Below are 14,725 nucleotides of genomic sequence, written 5' to 3' on the forward strand. Positions count from 1 at the left end.
TTGCCACGACTATAAGCCCCAGACTGTATGCGGAGTGCCCTGTGCCAACGATCGTCGTCGAAGTAATGCCCAAGGCTGAGTTGCTTGACCCCCAGGGTAAGGCCGTCGCTGGCGCCCTCGGTCGCCTCGGTCAGACCCAGTCAGCGCTGGCCACCGTCACCGGCGTGCGCGTCGGCAAGCGCTTCGAGATTTCCATTGACGGCGAAGCGGATGCGGCCACCCTCGCGGCCGTGCGCGAGCTCGCCGACACCGTGCTGTCGAACTCCGTGATTGAGGATGTCGTCGGCATCCACGTGCAGAACGCGCCCTCGGCAGCGGTCGTCTGATGCGCATCGGCGTCGTCACCTTTCCCGGCTCGCTCGATGATCGTGACGCTGCGCGCGCGATCCGTCTGGCCGGCGCCGACTCCGTAGCCCTCTGGCACGGCGACCACGACCTGCACGGTGTCGACGCGCTCGTGCTGCCCGGCGGGTTCAGCTACGGCGACTACCTGCGGGCCGGCGCCATCGCGAGCCTCTCCCCAATCATGACCGAGGTCATCGACGCGGCCAATAAGGGCATGCCCGTGCTCGGTATCTGCAACGGATTCCAGATGCTCACCGAAGCCCACCTGCTCGACGGCGGTCTCATTCGCAACGAAGCCGGCCGCTTCATCTGCCGCGACCAGGGCCTGCGCATCGAGAACAATACGAGCGACTGGACCACCGGATTTTCGGCGAACGCCGAGATCGTCATTCCGCTGAAGAACGGCGAGGGCTCGTTTATGGCCAGCGCCGAGACCCTGAAAGCACTCGAGGGCGACGGCCGAATCGTGGCCCGCTATATCGGCGGCAACCCGAACGGCTCGCTGAATGACATCGCCGGCGTCACCAACGCCCGCGGCAACGTCGTCGGCCTCATGCCGCACCCCGAGCACGCCGTCGAGGCCGGCTTCGGCCCCGACACCGATACCGCCATGGCGAGCGGCGTCGACGGGCTCGTCTTCTTCACCTCGGTCATCGCCCAGGCACTCGTCTCGCGCTAACGTCCTCAGAAAAGTTTCTGCGGCTGTCCTATCCACGGGCGCTGGTTCGTTCCTAAGGTAGATCCATCAACGAATGGGTTCACCATAAAAAGGAGCGCACCATGACCAGCTATGTCGCATTGATCTACTCGCCCGACATCGATTGGAGCCAGCCCGAGTTCGCCGACGGTATGGCCGAATATCAGAAGTTCGGCGAGGACACCGCGAGCGTCATCCGCGGCGGCGCCGCGCTGTACCACACCCCCACGACCACGACCGTGCGGGTGACCGGAGGCAAGGGTGGCGACGTCGTGCTCAGCGACGGACCGTACGCCGAAACCAAGGAGGCCCTTACTGGCTTCTACCTGCTCGAATGCACCGACCTCGACGAGGCCATCAAGGTCGCGTCCATGATTCCGGGAGCGTGGAACGGTGCCGTCGAGATTCGTCCAGCGCTGCCGCTGACCGTGAAGGTTCCCACGTTCGAGACGAGCGACACCGTCAGCCAGTGAGCACGGGCGAGTTCACGGGCGACCGCGCGGCTAAGCCCCGCGCGGTTTCCCGTGAACTCACTGACATTCTGCAGAACGAACGGCGCCAGGTTCTTGCCTCGCTCACCCGACTGACCGGTGATCTCGGCATCGCCGAAGACGCCGTGCAGGACGCCTCGATCCGTGCCCTGCAGACCTGGCCCGGCACCGGCATTCCGCCAAACCCGCGCGCCTGGCTGATCGTCACGGGCAAGCACCGAGCGATCGATTTGCTGCGCCGCGAGGGTTCGCGCTTTGCCAAAGAGAGGGAGGCCGCCCTGATGGAACTGCAGCAGGCTCCCGACGACTTTCCTATCGGCGTACTGCGCGACGACCAGCTGCGCCTCATTTTCACCTGCTGCCACCCGGCCCTGGCCGCGCAGGCGCAGGTTCTGGAAGCCCTCGTTGCCGTCGACGCGCTGCACGGTCTCGACGACTACTTCTGGCTGCACGCCACCCGGGCCGAACTGCTGCGCCGCCTCGGTCGGGAGTCCGAGGCAGCCGTTGCAGCGACTCGGGCGCGCGGCCTCACCGATTCGCCCGCGCAGCAGCGGTTGCTCGAGCATCGGCACCCGGGGCGTGCTACCCGTTGACCGCGATGGCGGCGACCGCGGCCAGGGCGAGGCCCATCCCCGCCACTTGCAACCGGCCGACGCGCTCCTTGAGTACGAGCACCGCGAGCAGCACGGTCACGGCCGGATAGAGGGAAATAAGCACCGACACGAGCGACAGCAGGCCGCCCTGAAATGCGTAGAGCATCGTGACGACCCCGATCACGTCGAGCACCGCCACGAGAAACGCGAACCCGAGAATCGCCCGCGGCGGCCGCGCCAGCTGCCGCGCCCCGGTCGCCACCGCGATGACGATCACGGATGCCACGGTGCGCGACACCACCAGCGGCCACAGTCCGGTTCCGGTCTCGATCTCGTGGGTGAAGACGAAACTCAGGGCGAACGAGACGCCTGAACCCACGGTGAACCAGGCGACCCGGCGGGTGAATCGTGGCGCACGCGCGCCCGAAACGGTGTGGTCGGCGACTCCCGGCGGTTCCCGGCTCACCAGAATGACCGCGACGATGGCGAGGGCGATGCCGCCGTAGGAGATCACTGAGGGGCGCTCCCCGATGATCACCCCGACGATCACCGGAATTCCGGCGACGATCACGGCGGTCAGCGGCGACACCACGCTCATCGGCCCCTCAGCGAGGGCTATATAGAACCACCACATGGCCAGGGCCATCACAGCGCCCGACGCTGCGCCGAACAGCATCGACCGCCAGGAGAATTCCCCGCCGACGAACGCGGCGGCGATCGTGATGATCACCACCGAGATCGGATACGACATGAGCACAACCCGCAGCGCGGCCACCCGGCGCGACGCGATGCCGCCGAGAAAGTCGCTCATGCCGTAAGCGGCGGCCGAAACCAGGGCGAGGACGACGCTGATCATGCGTGGTGTCGGGGTGAACTGGTGCGCATGAGTTCACGCTAGCAGCGCGCCGATACGAGAGTGGCCCGGCGGGTCACTGTTCAGATCAGTTCAACGTTGGTCGAGCGGATGCTGCCTGCTCGGCCGGGGCGCCGGCTCCTGCCGAAGCTTCCAGGCGAACGTAGGTGGCGCCATCCGTTTCGAGGGTTTCGGGCAGGATGTCACGTTCGATCGTGGTGGCGAGCGGCTTCTCGGTCACGAAGCAGAGCAGGATGACAGCCACAATGACGAGCGGCACCATGTAGAGGAACACCGGGGTGAGCGCGTCGTTGTAACCGCTGATGATGATCTGGTGGGCGGCCTCGGGAAGGTCACGCACCATGGCCGGGGTGAAGGAGTTGGCGGCACCGGCGCCACCGGCGGGCATCCGCTCGGTGAGTAGTTCGGTCAGTCGGGCGGCGAACAGGCTGCCAACCACGGCGGAACCGATGGAAGCACCGATCTGGCGGAAGTAGTTGTTCGAGGCGGTCGCCGTTCCGACCTGGGAGTTCGGGAAGGAGTTCTGCACGATCAGAATGAGAATCTGCATGCTCAGGCCGAGCCCGAGGCCCATGACGGCGAGGTAGCTGCACAGGATCCAGATTGGCAGGGTCGGGGTCATGGTGGAGAGCAGCACGAGGGCGACGCCGACGATGATCGTGCCCACGATCGGCATCCACTTGTAGCGGCCGAACTTGCTGACCAGCCAGCCGGAGCCGATCGAGCTGATCAGCAGCGCGGCCATCATCGGGATCATCAGGAAGCCGGCCTCGGTGGCGTTCGCGCCGGTGACCATCTGCAGGTAGGTGGGCAGGTAGGCGAGGGCGCCGAACATTGCGATGCCGGTGATGAGGCCGGCTACGGTCGTGAGGTTGAAGTTGCGGTCCTTGAACAGGTGCAGGGGCATGATCGGCTCGTTGGCGCGACGCTCGATCATGACGAAGGCCACGGCGGCGACGACGGTCGCGATGATGAGCGAGAGGACCAGCAGGGAATCCCAGTCGTAGGTCGTGCCGCCCCAGGTGGTGGTGAGCACGAGCCCGGTCGAGGCCAGGGCGAGCAGGCCCATGCCGGCGACGTCGAGCTTGGGGTTGGCATGGTCTTTCACCGGCAACCGCAGGAAGAAGACGGCGGTCACGATGGCGAGGGCGCCGAGGGGGATGTTCATCCAGAACGCCCAGCGCCAGCCGATGCCCTCGGTGAACCAGCCGCCGAGCAGCGGGCCGGCCACGGACGACAGCGCGAACACGCCGCCCATGATGCCCATGTATTTGCCGCGCTCGCGTGCCGGCACGACGTCGGCGATGATCGCCTGGGAGAGGATCATGAGCCCGCCGCCACCGAGGCCCTGAACGGCACGCCCGATGATGAGCCAGGTCATGTCGGGAGCGAGTCCGCCCACGATTGAGCCCAGGATGAAGATGCTGATTGCGCCGATGAACAGACCCTTGCGGCCGATCAGGTCGCCGAGCTTGCCGTAAACCGGCAACATGATGGTCGACGCGAGAATGTACGCGGTCGTCACCCAGAGCATGTGGTCGACGCCGTTGAGCTCGCCGACGATGGTCGGCAGCGCGGTGCTGAAGATGGTCTGGTCGAGCGAGGCGAGCAGCATGGTGACCATGAGCCCGGCGAAAACCAGCAGAATGTGACGCTTGCCGGGGTTGGCGGCGGCCTCGGCCGCATCGGGCTGCGGGGCAAGTGTGGTGGTCATGAAAGTTTTACGGATACCTCTCTGGCGAGCGAGATTGCTCGTGATTCAAGTTGTTCGGCCGCACCTTCGGCGTCGGTCGGGTTCATTTCGGCCCATTCCTTGACGGCCACGCGCACCGCCCCGCCGCACAGGGACAGCACCAGGTCAGCGGATGCCGCCTGCTCGGCTGGCGAGTCGCCCGCGAAGCGCGCGTCCCGCGCCACAAGGGCGGTGACCGCGCTGGCGACTTCGGTGGTCAGTTGGGTGAATTGGGCAAGCTGGGTGGTGAGTAGCTGCGGGTGCCGGCGCAGAATCTCTAGCCGGTCTTCCCGCATGGTCGGTCGGGTCGACGGCGGGCCGATGACGGTCAGCAGCAGGTGGATGACGGTGTCGAGCAGTCCGTTTTCGGCCACTCGGTCGCAGTGTTCGGCAAGCTCGGACTCTGCGATTTCGACCTGGCGGAGGCCGAGGATCGCGGCATCCTTGCTCTCGAAGTAGTTGAAGAAGGTGCGCGGCGACACATCGGCGAGCTCACTGATCACGTCGACCGTGGTGTGCTCGAGGCCATCGCGGAGCACGAGGGTGACCGCGGCGTCTTCGAGCCGCAGGCGCGTTTCGAGGCGCTTGCGGTCACGCAGGCCGAGGTTCGGTTCAGTTATCACGTGGATAATTCTTGCGCTCAGTGCTTTTTTGCGCCACTGCAAATTTACAGTGATGCAAGTTTCTCGGTGAATGCTCAGGTGGTTGTTCAGGTGCGGCTGCGACGATGGAAGCGCCCATGCCCCGCCATCACTGGAAAGTCTCGATGACCCCGCGCCTGCTGTTTCGTTCTATTGCCATTGCCGAAGCCGTCACCTGGGCGATGTTGATCGCCGGGATGCTCCTGAAGTACGTGTTCGAGGTCGGCGAGGTCGGGGTGCAGATCGGTGGTTTTGTGCACGGCCTCGTCTTCATCGCCTTTGGACTGATGGCCCTGCTCGTGGGCGTGAACCAGCACTGGGGCGTACGCCTCACTCTGATCGCCATGTTCACTGCGATCGTTCCGTTCGGCACGATTCCCCTCGACCGAGGGCTCGAGAAGAACGGCCTGCTCGACGGCGGTTGGCGGCACACCCGCACCGACGACCCCCGCGATCACACCCGGGTGAGCGCTCTATTGCGGCAAATGCTGGCCCGCCCGGTGTTGCTGACGCTGGTCATGGGCATCGCCCTGGTCGGGGTCATGGCCACCCTGCTCCGGATCGGCCCGCCCGGCGGCGCCAGCTAGCCTCCCCTCAATACGGACGGGGCCCAGGCCCCATCCCCGGGCCCAGTCTATAAACTGGGCCCTTGGACGGGGCCTGGGCCCCGTCCAAGGAGACGGAGCGCGAAGCCGGCGGGTCAGCCGAGGGTCGCGGGCGGCTGCGGGGCGAGGCCCACGCGGGGGTGGCGGGCCGTCGCGGCCAGGGCGAGTGCGGCATCCGCTCGGGCGAGGGGGAAAGTCGTTCCAACCAGGGCCGAGAACGGATGCCGGTGCCAGGCTCCCCCGAGATAGGTCACCGCCTGCGCCAGGTCGCCCGGCGTGTAGTTGTGCACGCCGCGCACGGTGACCAGGCGGCGCACTATCAACTCCGGGTCGAGCAGCACCGGGTCATCGGGCGAGACACTGCCGACCAGCACGACCACTCCGCCGACGCCGATCAGGTCCAGCGCGGTTTGCACGGCCGGCCGGGCGCCGCTCAGCTCGAGGGCGATCGTCGGCTCGGCGGCAGCGGCATCCTGCATCGCGGCGAGTACGCTCGCCACCCCGGTCGGCGACTCGCGCGGCGCGCTCGGGTCGGCGACGGCGGCGGCCCCGAAGGCGAGCGCGAGCTGACGCCGGGCGGGGTCCGGGTCACTGACCACCACGAGAGCACCGGCATCCGTCGCCATCGCGCAGGCCGTCACCCCGAGCATCCCCGCGCCGGTCACCAGCACGGTCGCTCCGGCCAGCGGCACAAGAGCGGATGCCGCCCCCAGCGCCGCGACCACCGTCGCGGTCGCGCAGGAGGCCGGCGCCAGAACCGTGGCCGGCACGTGTTCGTCGACGACCACGACCGCTGTTCCGGCACGCACCTGCACGTGGGTGGCGAATCCGCCGCTGAGTTCCCAGCCGCGCTGCATACGCTCGTGGCCGTATTTAACCAGCTCGAGGCACTTGTGGGGCAGGCCGCGGCGGCAGCGCACGCAGGTTCCACAGCTCACGGCGACCGACCAGACCACCCGCTGCCCGACCCGCAGTGGCATTCCATTTGCGGCATATGACTGATCGGTGACGGCCACGATGCGGCCGACCTGCTCGTGCCCGAGCACGAGCGGCTTCGAAGCGAGGCGGTGGCCCAAAGCCGTGTGCACGTCGGAGCCGCAAATCGTGGCCAATTCGACCTCCACCAGCACGTCGCCGGGCCGAAGCAGCACCCCGGGTACCGCCACGCACTCCAGGGGCAGGCCGACACCCGACCAGACCATGGCTTCGGCGGCGCGCGGCAACACGACCTCCCGGCCGACGCCGAGAGTGAGGGCCGGCAGCGTCACCGGTTCAGCGATTGGATCGTGTTCGGGCATGGCTACTCGATCGTTTCCTCACGCAGGCCGAGCAGTTCGGCCAGGTCGGCGACGCTCGCGACGACGACGTCGGCCCCCGCATCCTCGAGGGTGTCGGTGTCGTGCGTGCCGGTCAGCACGCCCACGACCAGGCCGGCGCCAGCGCTCAGGCCGGAGAGCATGTCGCTCGCCGTGTCGCCGACGACGACCATGGCCGCGACGCTTGACGCGCCGGTACGGAGCAGCGCGGTGAGCGGCAAGTCGGGGTATGGGCGGCCACGGCCAGCTTCGGCCGGGCAGAGGCTCACATCGATGAGGTCGCTCCAACCGAGCGCATCGATGAGCGTGTCCTGCGTCGCACGGGAGAAACCGGTGACGAGGGCCACTTTCACGCCGGCGTCCCGCAGCTCCTGGAACAGGTCGGCCGCGCCCGGGATCGCGGTCACCCCGACCTGTTCAACGAGTTCGCCGTAGGCCTTTTCGAAGGCCGCCGTCGCAGCGACCGCCGCCTCTTCGGAGTCGGTCAGCTCACGAAACACGTCGAGCTTGGACTGCCCCATGGTCTCGCGCACAAAAGCGACGGCCTCCTCGAGGTCCTCGGCGGTATCGACCAGTCCGCTGCGCTCGGCGGCGAGCACGAACGCCCGCTCGACCAGTCCGTCGTCGCTCACGGTCGTGCCGGCCATGTCGAAGACGACGAGCTCAACGTCCACGTCTTCGGTGTCGAAATCATCAAGGTCCAACTCAAGATCAAGGGGTGCGGTGCTCATGGGGTGCCTTTCAGGGTGAGGGAGGGAATGGCGAAATTGCAGACGGTCGAGATGACGTGTTCGGCCAGACCAAGCCCGGTGGTCATGCCGATTCCTGTGGTGGCCGCTACGAGGTAGACACCGGGTTCGGGCTGGTCGATGAGAAAGTCGGCACGCCCGGAGGCATAGACGCCCTGCCACCGCTCGAGCACCCGCGGGCGCCGCACGCCGAACAGTTCGGAGGTGAGCTGCAGCAGCTGTTCGAACGCATTCTCATTCTGGAATACAGAAACGGATGCCCCGCGATAGTGGGTGTCCCCCACGATCAGCGAGCCGTCCTGCAGTTGGGTATACATCTGGTTGAGGTCCAGTTCGGCCAGCAGCGGATACTCCCTCCGCAGCCGTTCGCCCAAAGTGGCTGCCGCCGGAAGGCTGGAAAATGCTCCGTAGCGCAGCAGCGACCAGCCGGTCAGCACCGGCGCGGGCAGCGGCGCGCGCAGGCCGGCGTCGACGCGCAGCATGTCGAGGCCGCACCGCACAATGCCGTCGCGCTCGGCGATCTTCGGGTAAAGCTGGTCGATGTCGTGGTTGACCGCCACGATGACCGTTCCGGCGTGGATCGGCCCGCGCGTGGTCGTGACCCGGCCTGGCCGTACGGCCGTCACCGCGGTGCGGTAGCGAAAGTCGACACCCCGGCTGGCCAGGTACGCGGCCAGACCGGCGGCGGCCTGGCGCGGATTGACCTGTAGGTCCCAGGGCAGGTGCGCGCCGCCCACCGCGGTGCCGTCGGCGAGCGGCAGACGCTCCGACACCTCCGTTGCGTCGAACAGCACGACGTCGGGCTCGCCGACGCCGAAGACCGACTCGGCTCCGCGCTGCGCCGCCAGCTCCCGCAGCACTGCCAGTTCGTCGTCGTGCCGGGCGAGCACGACCGTGCCCGACTCGCGCATCCAGACTCCGGCGTCCGCTTCGAGCCGCAGCCAGAGCGGGCGGGACCGCAGAGCGAATTCTCGGGCCGGCCCACTTTGCGGGGTGAAACACAGGTGCCCGAAATTGCGAACGGATGCCCCGCCGATGGCCGCCGCGCGGTCCACGACGGCCACGGACAGACCTCGGTCGCTGGCGGCGAGGGCGTGCCCGAGGCCCACGATGCCGCTGCCAACGACGACCACGTCGAAGCTGGTCATCGAAACACCCGCCGCATCCACATGGCCAGTCCTTCGACCGCGACCACCGTCACGAGAATCATGAGCACGATCGTGGTGACCAGGTCGTAGCGAGACCCCTGGCCTGCGTTCAGCAGGTAGTAGCCGACCCCTCCACCGCCCACCAGGCCGAGGATGGTGGCCGCCCGAATATTGGTGTCGAGCATGTAGAAGCTGTGTCCGATCAGGGCTTTCATACCCTGGGGAGCCGTGGCGCCGGCGTAGACCTGCAGCCTCGTCGCGCCGGCCGCTCGGAGGGCCTGTTCCGGACCGGGTCTGACCTCTTCGAGCGAGTCGGCGAGCAGCTTGCCGAGCAGGCCCACGCCGCCGATGGCCAGGGCGATGGTGCCGGCCTGGGTACCAAGACCAGTCACGACGATGAGCACGATGGCCAGGATGATCTCCGGAATGCCGCGGATCGTCACGAGCACCAGCCGAAAGCCGGCCCGCACGCGTCTCGACGGCGCCACGTTGCGGGCGGCGAGCGAGCCGATCACGATCGAGGCGACGATCGTGAGAATCGTCGCGGCCAGGGCGATCGCGATGGTTTCGCCCATCGCCGCGAGCATTACCGGGGCGTCATAACTTCCGAAGCTCGGCGGCCAGAACTTGGCGGCGGTCTCGGGCAAATACGACCAGACGGTGAGAAAGTCGCCCCACTTAATATCGCAGATCCAGACGCTGCCGATCACGATGAACGCGGCGAGCAGGCCCCAGACCGCGTTGCGCAGGCGGGCGTAGGTCCAGGGATGGTGCGAGGCATCCGCTTTCTGGCCGGTCACTCCGAGACGGCGCAGCAGCCGGTCGCCGATCCCGTGGCGGGTGGGCGCGAGACCGAGCATGACGGTGCGCACGGCGCTCGACACGATCTCCATGACCACACAGAGTGCGAAAATGACCAGCGCGATGCCGAGTCCGAGCGAGTAGTTGAGCGATTTGAAGGCGTAGGACATCTCGAGACCGAGCCCGGCGACGCCGACGTAGCCGAGGATGACCGAACCGCGCAGGTTGATGTCGTTGCGGTGCAGCACGGTCGCTACCCACGACGGAAGCACCTGCGGCAGCACGCCGGAGAAGAATTCCTGCATTCGGGTCCCACCGGCGGCCCGAATTGCCAGCCGGGGGCCTTCATCGATCTGCTCGATCGCGTCAGCGAACATCTTGCTGATCATGCCGATCGAGTGGATGCCGATCGCCAGGATTCCGGGCAGGGTGCCGAGTGAGAACATCAGCACGAACACCATCGCGAGCACGACGTCGGGCACCGCCCGGGCCAGCACGCCGAGAAAGCGGGCGACGGCCATCCACCCACGACCGGGCGAGGTGTTCGCGGCGGCGAGCCAGGACAGCGGCACCGAGAAGAACGCGGCAAACAGGGTTCCGAGCAGCACGAGGCCCACCGTGAGCGCGGTCAGGTAGAGCAGCTCACCCGGCGCGGGAAAGCTTATGATTCCCACGCGGGCGAAAAAGTTCTGGGCATTCCCCCAGCTCGCTACCATCTGCGGCAGCGAGATATCCACGCTGATCAGCGAGAAAACGGATGCCGCCACCAGCGCCACGAGGGTGAGTGCGGCCGCGATTTTCTGCGGGTGAGCGCGGCGTTGCGGGGCCGGCGTGGCCGCATCCGCTTGGCTGGCTTGGGGGCGTTCGAGCGTGAGCGTCACCGGCGGTTGTCCCGCGCCGAGCTGAAGGTCGCCAGGTCGAGCTCGCCCTGTTCGTCGGGCTCGCCCGCTTCACCGGTGCCCAACTCGGTGCCCAACTCGGTCTCGATCGCGTCGAGCTCACCGGTCGAGGTCGTGACGCGGCCGTAGATCTCCATCACGTTCTGCTTCGACAGCCCCTGCGTTATGGTGTCGAGCACCACCTGGCCGTGGCGCAGGCCGACGATGCGATCGCCCCAGGACAGGGCCAGATCAACCTGATGCAGGCTGCACACCACGGTGAGACCACTGTCAATGGCGATCTCCCGGATCAGTGCCATGACCTGGGCGCTGGATTCCGGGTCGAGCGAGGCCACCGGTTCGTCGGCGAGCAGAATGCGCGGGTTCTGCATGAGTGCTCGCGCGATGCCGACCCGCTGCTGCTGGCCGCCCGACAGGGTGTCGGCGCGTTGGTAGGCCTGGGCGAGTAGTCCCACCCGGTCGAGATGGCCGAGCGCAGCCAGCTTGAGGTCGCGGCGGTACCCCCAGAGGCCCAGTCTTGGCCCACGCACCCGAAACAGGGCGCCGGTCAGCACATTTTCGAGCACGGTCAGCGACCCGACCAGTTCGAACTGCTGAAAGACGAAGCCGACCTGACCGCGCAGCGCACGCAGCGGCCGGCCCTTCAGGCTCGATACCGCGGCGCCGAGCACGGTCACCGAGCCCGAGTCGGGCCGGTCGAGGCCGTCGAGGTGTCGCAGCAGGGTGGATTTGCCCGAACCGGACAGCCCAAGCAATACGACAATTTCGCCGCGGCCGACCGTGAGCGACACGTCATTGAGGGCCGTCGTCTCGCCGAAGGTTTTGGTGATGTTGCTCACGTCGATCACCGGTTCCGCGCGCGAAGCGGAACCGGTGGTGACGCTGGACTTACTGGTTAGCCCTGGCACTGCGAGGCCGACGTCTTCACGCAGATGTCGCGAATGGTGTCGTAATACTTGTCGTCGACCGGCTCGGTCGCGTAGAACGTATCGCGAAAGGCCTGGGTGTCGGCGCTCGTCACGCCCGACGCGATGATGTCGTCGATGGTGACCTGGCCGAGCACCTCGGTGAGCTGGGTCTTCAGTTCGGTCGGCAGGGTGTCAGAGACGACGATCGGTGCACCGGGAACCATGGTCTCGGCGATGACCTTGACCTTGTCGCTCTTGGCGACCTCGCTGTCCTCGGCGAAACCGACCTCACACTCCTTGCCCTCGCCGACCTTCTGCACGCTCACGTCGTGCTTGCCGGCGAACACCGGGGTCACATCGGAGACCGGGTCGACGCCGGCTTCGAGCAGGTTGTAGGAGGGGAACAGGTATCCGCTCGTCGATGACGGGTCGACGAAGCAGACCTTCTTGCCGGCGAACTCGGCGAGGGAGGTGATGGCGCTGTCTGCCGGAACGATCGCCTGCGAGTAGTAGCCGGGCACCTCGCCCTCGGTCGTCACGATCGAGGAGATCGGAGTGATGGCCGCGCCGTTGTTGGTGGCGGTGATGTAAGTGAAGCCGGAGAACGAGGCCACGTCGATCTTGCCGGCGATTGCGGCTTCGATGAGGGCGGCGTAATCGGTGGACTCGTGGTATTCCACGGTCTTGCCGGTCTCCTGCTCGATGTAGTCCATCAGCGGCTGGTAGTTGGTCTGGGTATCGACCGAGTCGGGAACCACACCGAACACCAGGGTGTTCTCATCGGCGGCGTAGCTGACGCCGTCGATGCCAGTGCCGGCCGCGTCGGCGGTGTCCGCCGAGCAGGAGGCCAGGCTCAGGGTGAGCAGAACTGCGGCGCCGGCGGCGAGGGCCGTCTTGGCGCCGAGAGAAGTGGTGCGTGAAAAAGCGCTGTGGATTGCCACGTGAAACCTTCCTGAGTCGAGGGCATTACGTGTAGCTACGTTAGGCAGGCCGCGCCAACAGCACGGGAGCCCGGGGTAACCGGCAGGTGAACGCGCCGTGGCAAGTGCGCGAGCAGGAATCCGCTCACCCACGCGGATGCCCGCGCCCGCTCACTCAAACGGATGCCCCGCCCGGTCAAAGCCACTCGGGTCACATGCACAGTTTCGCGGCAGCCCCGAGCGGTACCGTGTGCATGCCACACCGATCGAAGGAGATCCTAAGTGTTCACGAGCCCCTACGGCCCCGTTGAGATTCCCACGCAAAGCATTTTCGACTACCTGTTCGGGGACCTGACCGAGGCCGAGCTGGATCGCACCGCCGTCATCGACGGTGCCAGCGGGGCCGCTCTCAGCTACCGCACCCTGGTCGATCAGATCACCCGGGTGGCCGGCGCTCTTGCCGCCGACGGCGTCGGTCCCGGCACAGTCGTGGGCCTGCTCTGCCCGAACACGCCGGAATTCACGGCCATCTTCCACGGGATTCTGCGCGCCGGAGCCACGGTCACCAGCATCAACTCGCTCTACACTCCCGACGACATCCAGCGCCAGCTCCACGATTCCGGTGCGACCTGGCTCGTGACCGTCACCCCGCTGCTGGCCGGCGCCAAGGCGGCAGCGCACGCGGCGGGCATCTCCGACGAGAACATCGTGGTGATCGATGGTGAGCCGGGGCATCCGTCGCTGGCTGATTTACTTGCAGTGGATGCCGCCGCCCCCGCCCTCAGCATCGACCCCGCCACGCACGTGGCTGTTCTCCCCTACTCTTCGGGCACCACGGCGGCGCCGAAGGGCGTCATGCTGAGCCACCGCAACCTCGTGGCGAACGTGCAACAGGCCCGCGATCTGATCGGGGTTATTCCAGACGACAAAGTGCTCGCGCTGCTGCCGTTTTACCACATCTACGGAATGACGGTGCTGCTGAACCTCGCCTTCAAACAGCGGGCCTCGCTGGTCACCATGGCCAAGTTCGACTTCGTCGAGTTTCTGCGCATGATCCAGGATCACCGCTGCAGCTACGTCTTTATCGCGCCGCCGATTGCGGTGGCCGTGGCGAAGCATCCGCTAGTAGAGGAGTATGACCTGTCGAGCGTGCACACCATCCTCTCGGGGGCAGCCCCGCTCGACGGTGCTCTCGCCGCGGCGGTGGCCACCCGGCTGGACTGCCGCATTCTGCAGGGCTACGGCATGACCGAGGTCAGCCCGGTGAGCCACCTGATTCCGATCGACGCGCCACACCTGTCGCGCGCGTCCGTGGGAGTGACCGTGCCGAACATGGACTGCAAGCTCGTGTCGACCGAAACCGGCGAAGAGATCGAGATTCCCGAAGACGGGGTCAGCGAGCCCGGTGAGCTGCTGGTGCGCGGCCCGAACGTGATGCTCGGCTACCTGAACAACGAGAAGGCCACCCGCGAGACCATCGACGCCGACGGATTTCTGCACACCGGCGACATCGCCACGGTCAGTGCGCTCGGCGAGGTGACCATCGTCGATCGCAGCAAGGAGCTGATCAAGTACAAGGGCTACCAGATCGCTCCGGCCGAGCTGGAAGCGCTGCTGCTCACCCACCCGCGCATCAAGGATGCCGCGGTGATCGGTGCAGCGGATGCCGACGGCCAGGAGATCCCGAAAGCCTTCGTCGTCGCCGTGGCTGAGTCGGCGGTCACGGCCGAGGAGATCATGGCCTACGTCACCGAGCGGGTCGCCCCGCACAAGAAGGTGCGCGCGGTGGAATTCATCGACGCGATCCCGAAGTCGGCGTCCGGCAAGATCCTGCGCAAGGACCTGCGCGCCAAGGAAAAGGCGGCCGCCGTCTAGCCGTGCGGGCGAGCCAGTACCCGCTGCCGGACATACGGTTCCAATCGGGCATGCGCGCGACGCGACTTTTCACTTCGGTCTGACTTGCCCTCTCACTGAGAGCTGCAGTGAGGGCGCAGTGAAGACGTGTC

15 protein-coding genes are annotated in these 14,725 nt (G+C 66.7%); 6 read left to right on the forward strand and 9 right to left on the reverse strand.

What is annotated here, in order from left to right; translation table 11 throughout:
• The first annotated feature begins 41 nt into the window (after positions 1-41).
• The 4 genes from BLS91_RS00195 to BLS91_RS00210 all read left to right on the forward strand — a co-directional run bounded on the left by BLS91_RS00195 (position 42) and on the right by BLS91_RS00210 (position 2,126).
• On the forward strand, positions 42-326 hold the full coding sequence (locus tag BLS91_RS00195; RefSeq protein WP_092338071.1) for a phosphoribosylformylglycinamidine synthase subunit PurS: 285 nt from the start codon (positions 42-44) through the stop codon (positions 324-326).
• Positions 326-1,024 (forward strand): phosphoribosylformylglycinamidine synthase subunit PurQ, encoded by a 699-nt coding sequence (gene purQ, locus BLS91_RS00200; RefSeq protein ID WP_092338073.1) that lies wholly within the window; start codon positions 326-328, stop codon positions 1,022-1,024. The genes BLS91_RS00195 and purQ overlap by 1 nt, the downstream gene beginning before the upstream one ends.
• 101 nt (positions 1,025-1,125) lie before the next feature.
• Positions 1,126-1,515 carry a YciI family protein gene (locus tag BLS91_RS00205; RefSeq protein WP_092338075.1) on the forward strand — a complete coding sequence of 130 codons (390 nt, stop codon included), beginning with the start codon at positions 1,126-1,128 and terminating at the stop codon, positions 1,513-1,515.
• Positions 1,512-2,126, forward strand: coding sequence for a sigma factor (locus BLS91_RS00210; RefSeq protein ID WP_167552404.1), 615 nt, complete (start codon positions 1,512-1,514; stop codon positions 2,124-2,126). The genes BLS91_RS00205 and BLS91_RS00210 overlap by 4 nt, the downstream gene beginning before the upstream one ends.
• Here BLS91_RS00210 and BLS91_RS00215 read toward each other — a convergent pair.
• The 3 genes from BLS91_RS00215 to BLS91_RS00225 form a co-directional block, all read right to left on the reverse strand.
• A complete protein-coding gene (locus BLS91_RS00215) occupies positions 2,116-2,982 on the reverse strand; it encodes a DMT family transporter (protein ID WP_092338077.1) in 867 nt (288 codons plus the stop codon). The two genes, BLS91_RS00210 and BLS91_RS00215, sit on opposite strands and share 11 nt — an antisense overlap.
• 85 nt (positions 2,983-3,067) lie before the next feature.
• Positions 3,068-4,714: an MDR family MFS transporter gene (locus tag BLS91_RS00220; RefSeq protein WP_092338079.1), complete on the reverse strand. Its 1,647-nt coding sequence runs from the start codon at positions 4,712-4,714 to the stop codon at positions 3,068-3,070.
• On the reverse strand, positions 4,711-5,355 hold the full coding sequence (locus BLS91_RS00225) for a TetR/AcrR family transcriptional regulator (RefSeq protein ID WP_158252792.1): 645 nt from the start codon (positions 5,353-5,355) through the stop codon (positions 4,711-4,713). The genes BLS91_RS00220 and BLS91_RS00225 overlap by 4 nt, the downstream gene beginning before the upstream one ends.
• A 116-nt stretch (positions 5,356-5,471) precedes the next feature.
• On the opposite strand from BLS91_RS00225, the gene BLS91_RS00230 reads away from it, so the two are divergent.
• On the forward strand, positions 5,472-5,960 hold the full coding sequence (locus BLS91_RS00230) for a DUF3817 domain-containing protein (RefSeq protein ID WP_241983061.1): 489 nt from the start codon (positions 5,472-5,474) through the stop codon (positions 5,958-5,960).
• A 113-nt stretch (positions 5,961-6,073) separates the two neighbouring features.
• Here BLS91_RS00230 and BLS91_RS00235 read toward each other — a convergent pair whose 3' ends face one another.
• From BLS91_RS00235 to BLS91_RS00260, 6 genes are read right to left on the reverse strand one after another with little or no spacing between them, the layout of a single operon-like run.
• A complete protein-coding gene (locus tag BLS91_RS00235) occupies positions 6,074-7,276 on the reverse strand; it encodes an alcohol dehydrogenase catalytic domain-containing protein (protein WP_092338085.1) in 1,203 nt (400 codons plus the stop codon).
• Positions 7,277-7,278: 2 nt separating this feature from the next.
• Positions 7,279-8,025: a phosphonatase-like hydrolase gene (locus tag BLS91_RS00240; protein ID WP_092338086.1), complete on the reverse strand. Its 747-nt coding sequence runs from the start codon at positions 8,023-8,025 to the stop codon at positions 7,279-7,281.
• Positions 8,022-9,191, reverse strand: a complete 1,170-nt coding sequence (locus BLS91_RS00245) for a TIGR03364 family FAD-dependent oxidoreductase (RefSeq protein WP_092338088.1) — start codon at positions 9,189-9,191, stop codon at positions 8,022-8,024. Before BLS91_RS00245 ends, BLS91_RS00240 begins: the two co-directional genes overlap by 4 nt.
• Positions 9,188-10,873 carry a PhnE/PtxC family ABC transporter permease gene (locus BLS91_RS00250; protein ID WP_092338090.1) on the reverse strand — a complete coding sequence of 562 codons (1,686 nt, stop codon included), beginning with the start codon at positions 10,871-10,873 and terminating at the stop codon, positions 9,188-9,190. Before BLS91_RS00250 ends, BLS91_RS00245 begins: the two co-directional genes overlap by 4 nt.
• Positions 10,870-11,739: a phosphonate ABC transporter ATP-binding protein gene (gene phnC, locus BLS91_RS00255; protein WP_369827327.1), complete on the reverse strand. Its 870-nt coding sequence runs from the start codon at positions 11,737-11,739 to the stop codon at positions 10,870-10,872. Before phnC ends, BLS91_RS00250 begins: the two co-directional genes overlap by 4 nt.
• Before the next feature lie 47 nt (positions 11,740-11,786).
• Positions 11,787-12,740: a phosphate/phosphite/phosphonate ABC transporter substrate-binding protein gene (locus BLS91_RS00260; RefSeq protein WP_233197284.1), complete on the reverse strand. Its 954-nt coding sequence runs from the start codon at positions 12,738-12,740 to the stop codon at positions 11,787-11,789.
• Positions 12,741-13,001: 261 nt separating this feature from the next.
• Between BLS91_RS00260 and BLS91_RS00265 the strand changes: the two genes are divergently transcribed.
• Entirely contained in the window at positions 13,002-14,594 is a 1,593-nt protein-coding gene (locus BLS91_RS00265; RefSeq protein ID WP_092338094.1) for an AMP-binding protein, read from the forward strand.
• The last annotated feature ends 131 nt before the right edge of the window (positions 14,595-14,725 follow it).

Origin of the sequence: Cryobacterium flavum (genome assembly GCF_900103805.1) — a bacterium.
Classification (GTDB): domain Bacteria; phylum Actinomycetota; class Actinomycetes; order Actinomycetales; family Microbacteriaceae; genus Cryobacterium; species Cryobacterium flavum.

Excerpts from the sequence above, each read along its gene's own strand:
- BLS91_RS00205 (WP_092338075.1), top strand. The coding sequence starts at position 1,126 with ATGACCAGCTATGTCGCATTGATCTACTCGCCCGACATCGATTGGAGC.
- BLS91_RS00235 (WP_092338085.1), bottom strand. The coding sequence starts at position 7,276 with ATGCCCGAACACGATCCAATCGCTGAACCGGTGACGCTGCCGGCCCTC.
- BLS91_RS00245 (WP_092338088.1), bottom strand. The coding sequence starts at position 9,191 with ATGACCAGCTTCGACGTGGTCGTCGTTGGCAGCGGCATCGTGGGCCTC.
- purQ (WP_092338073.1), top strand. The coding sequence starts at position 326 with ATGCGCATCGGCGTCGTCACCTTTCCCGGCTCGCTCGATGATCGTGAC.
- BLS91_RS00240 (WP_092338086.1), bottom strand. The coding sequence starts at position 8,025 with ATGAGCACCGCACCCCTTGATCTTGAGTTGGACCTTGATGATTTCGAC.
- BLS91_RS00215 (WP_092338077.1), bottom strand. The coding sequence starts at position 2,982 with ATGATCAGCGTCGTCCTCGCCCTGGTTTCGGCCGCCGCTTACGGCATG.
- BLS91_RS00230 (WP_241983061.1), top strand. The coding sequence starts at position 5,472 with ATGCCCCGCCATCACTGGAAAGTCTCGATGACCCCGCGCCTGCTGTTT.
- BLS91_RS00220 (WP_092338079.1), bottom strand. The coding sequence starts at position 4,714 with ATGACCACCACACTTGCCCCGCAGCCCGATGCGGCCGAGGCCGCCGCC.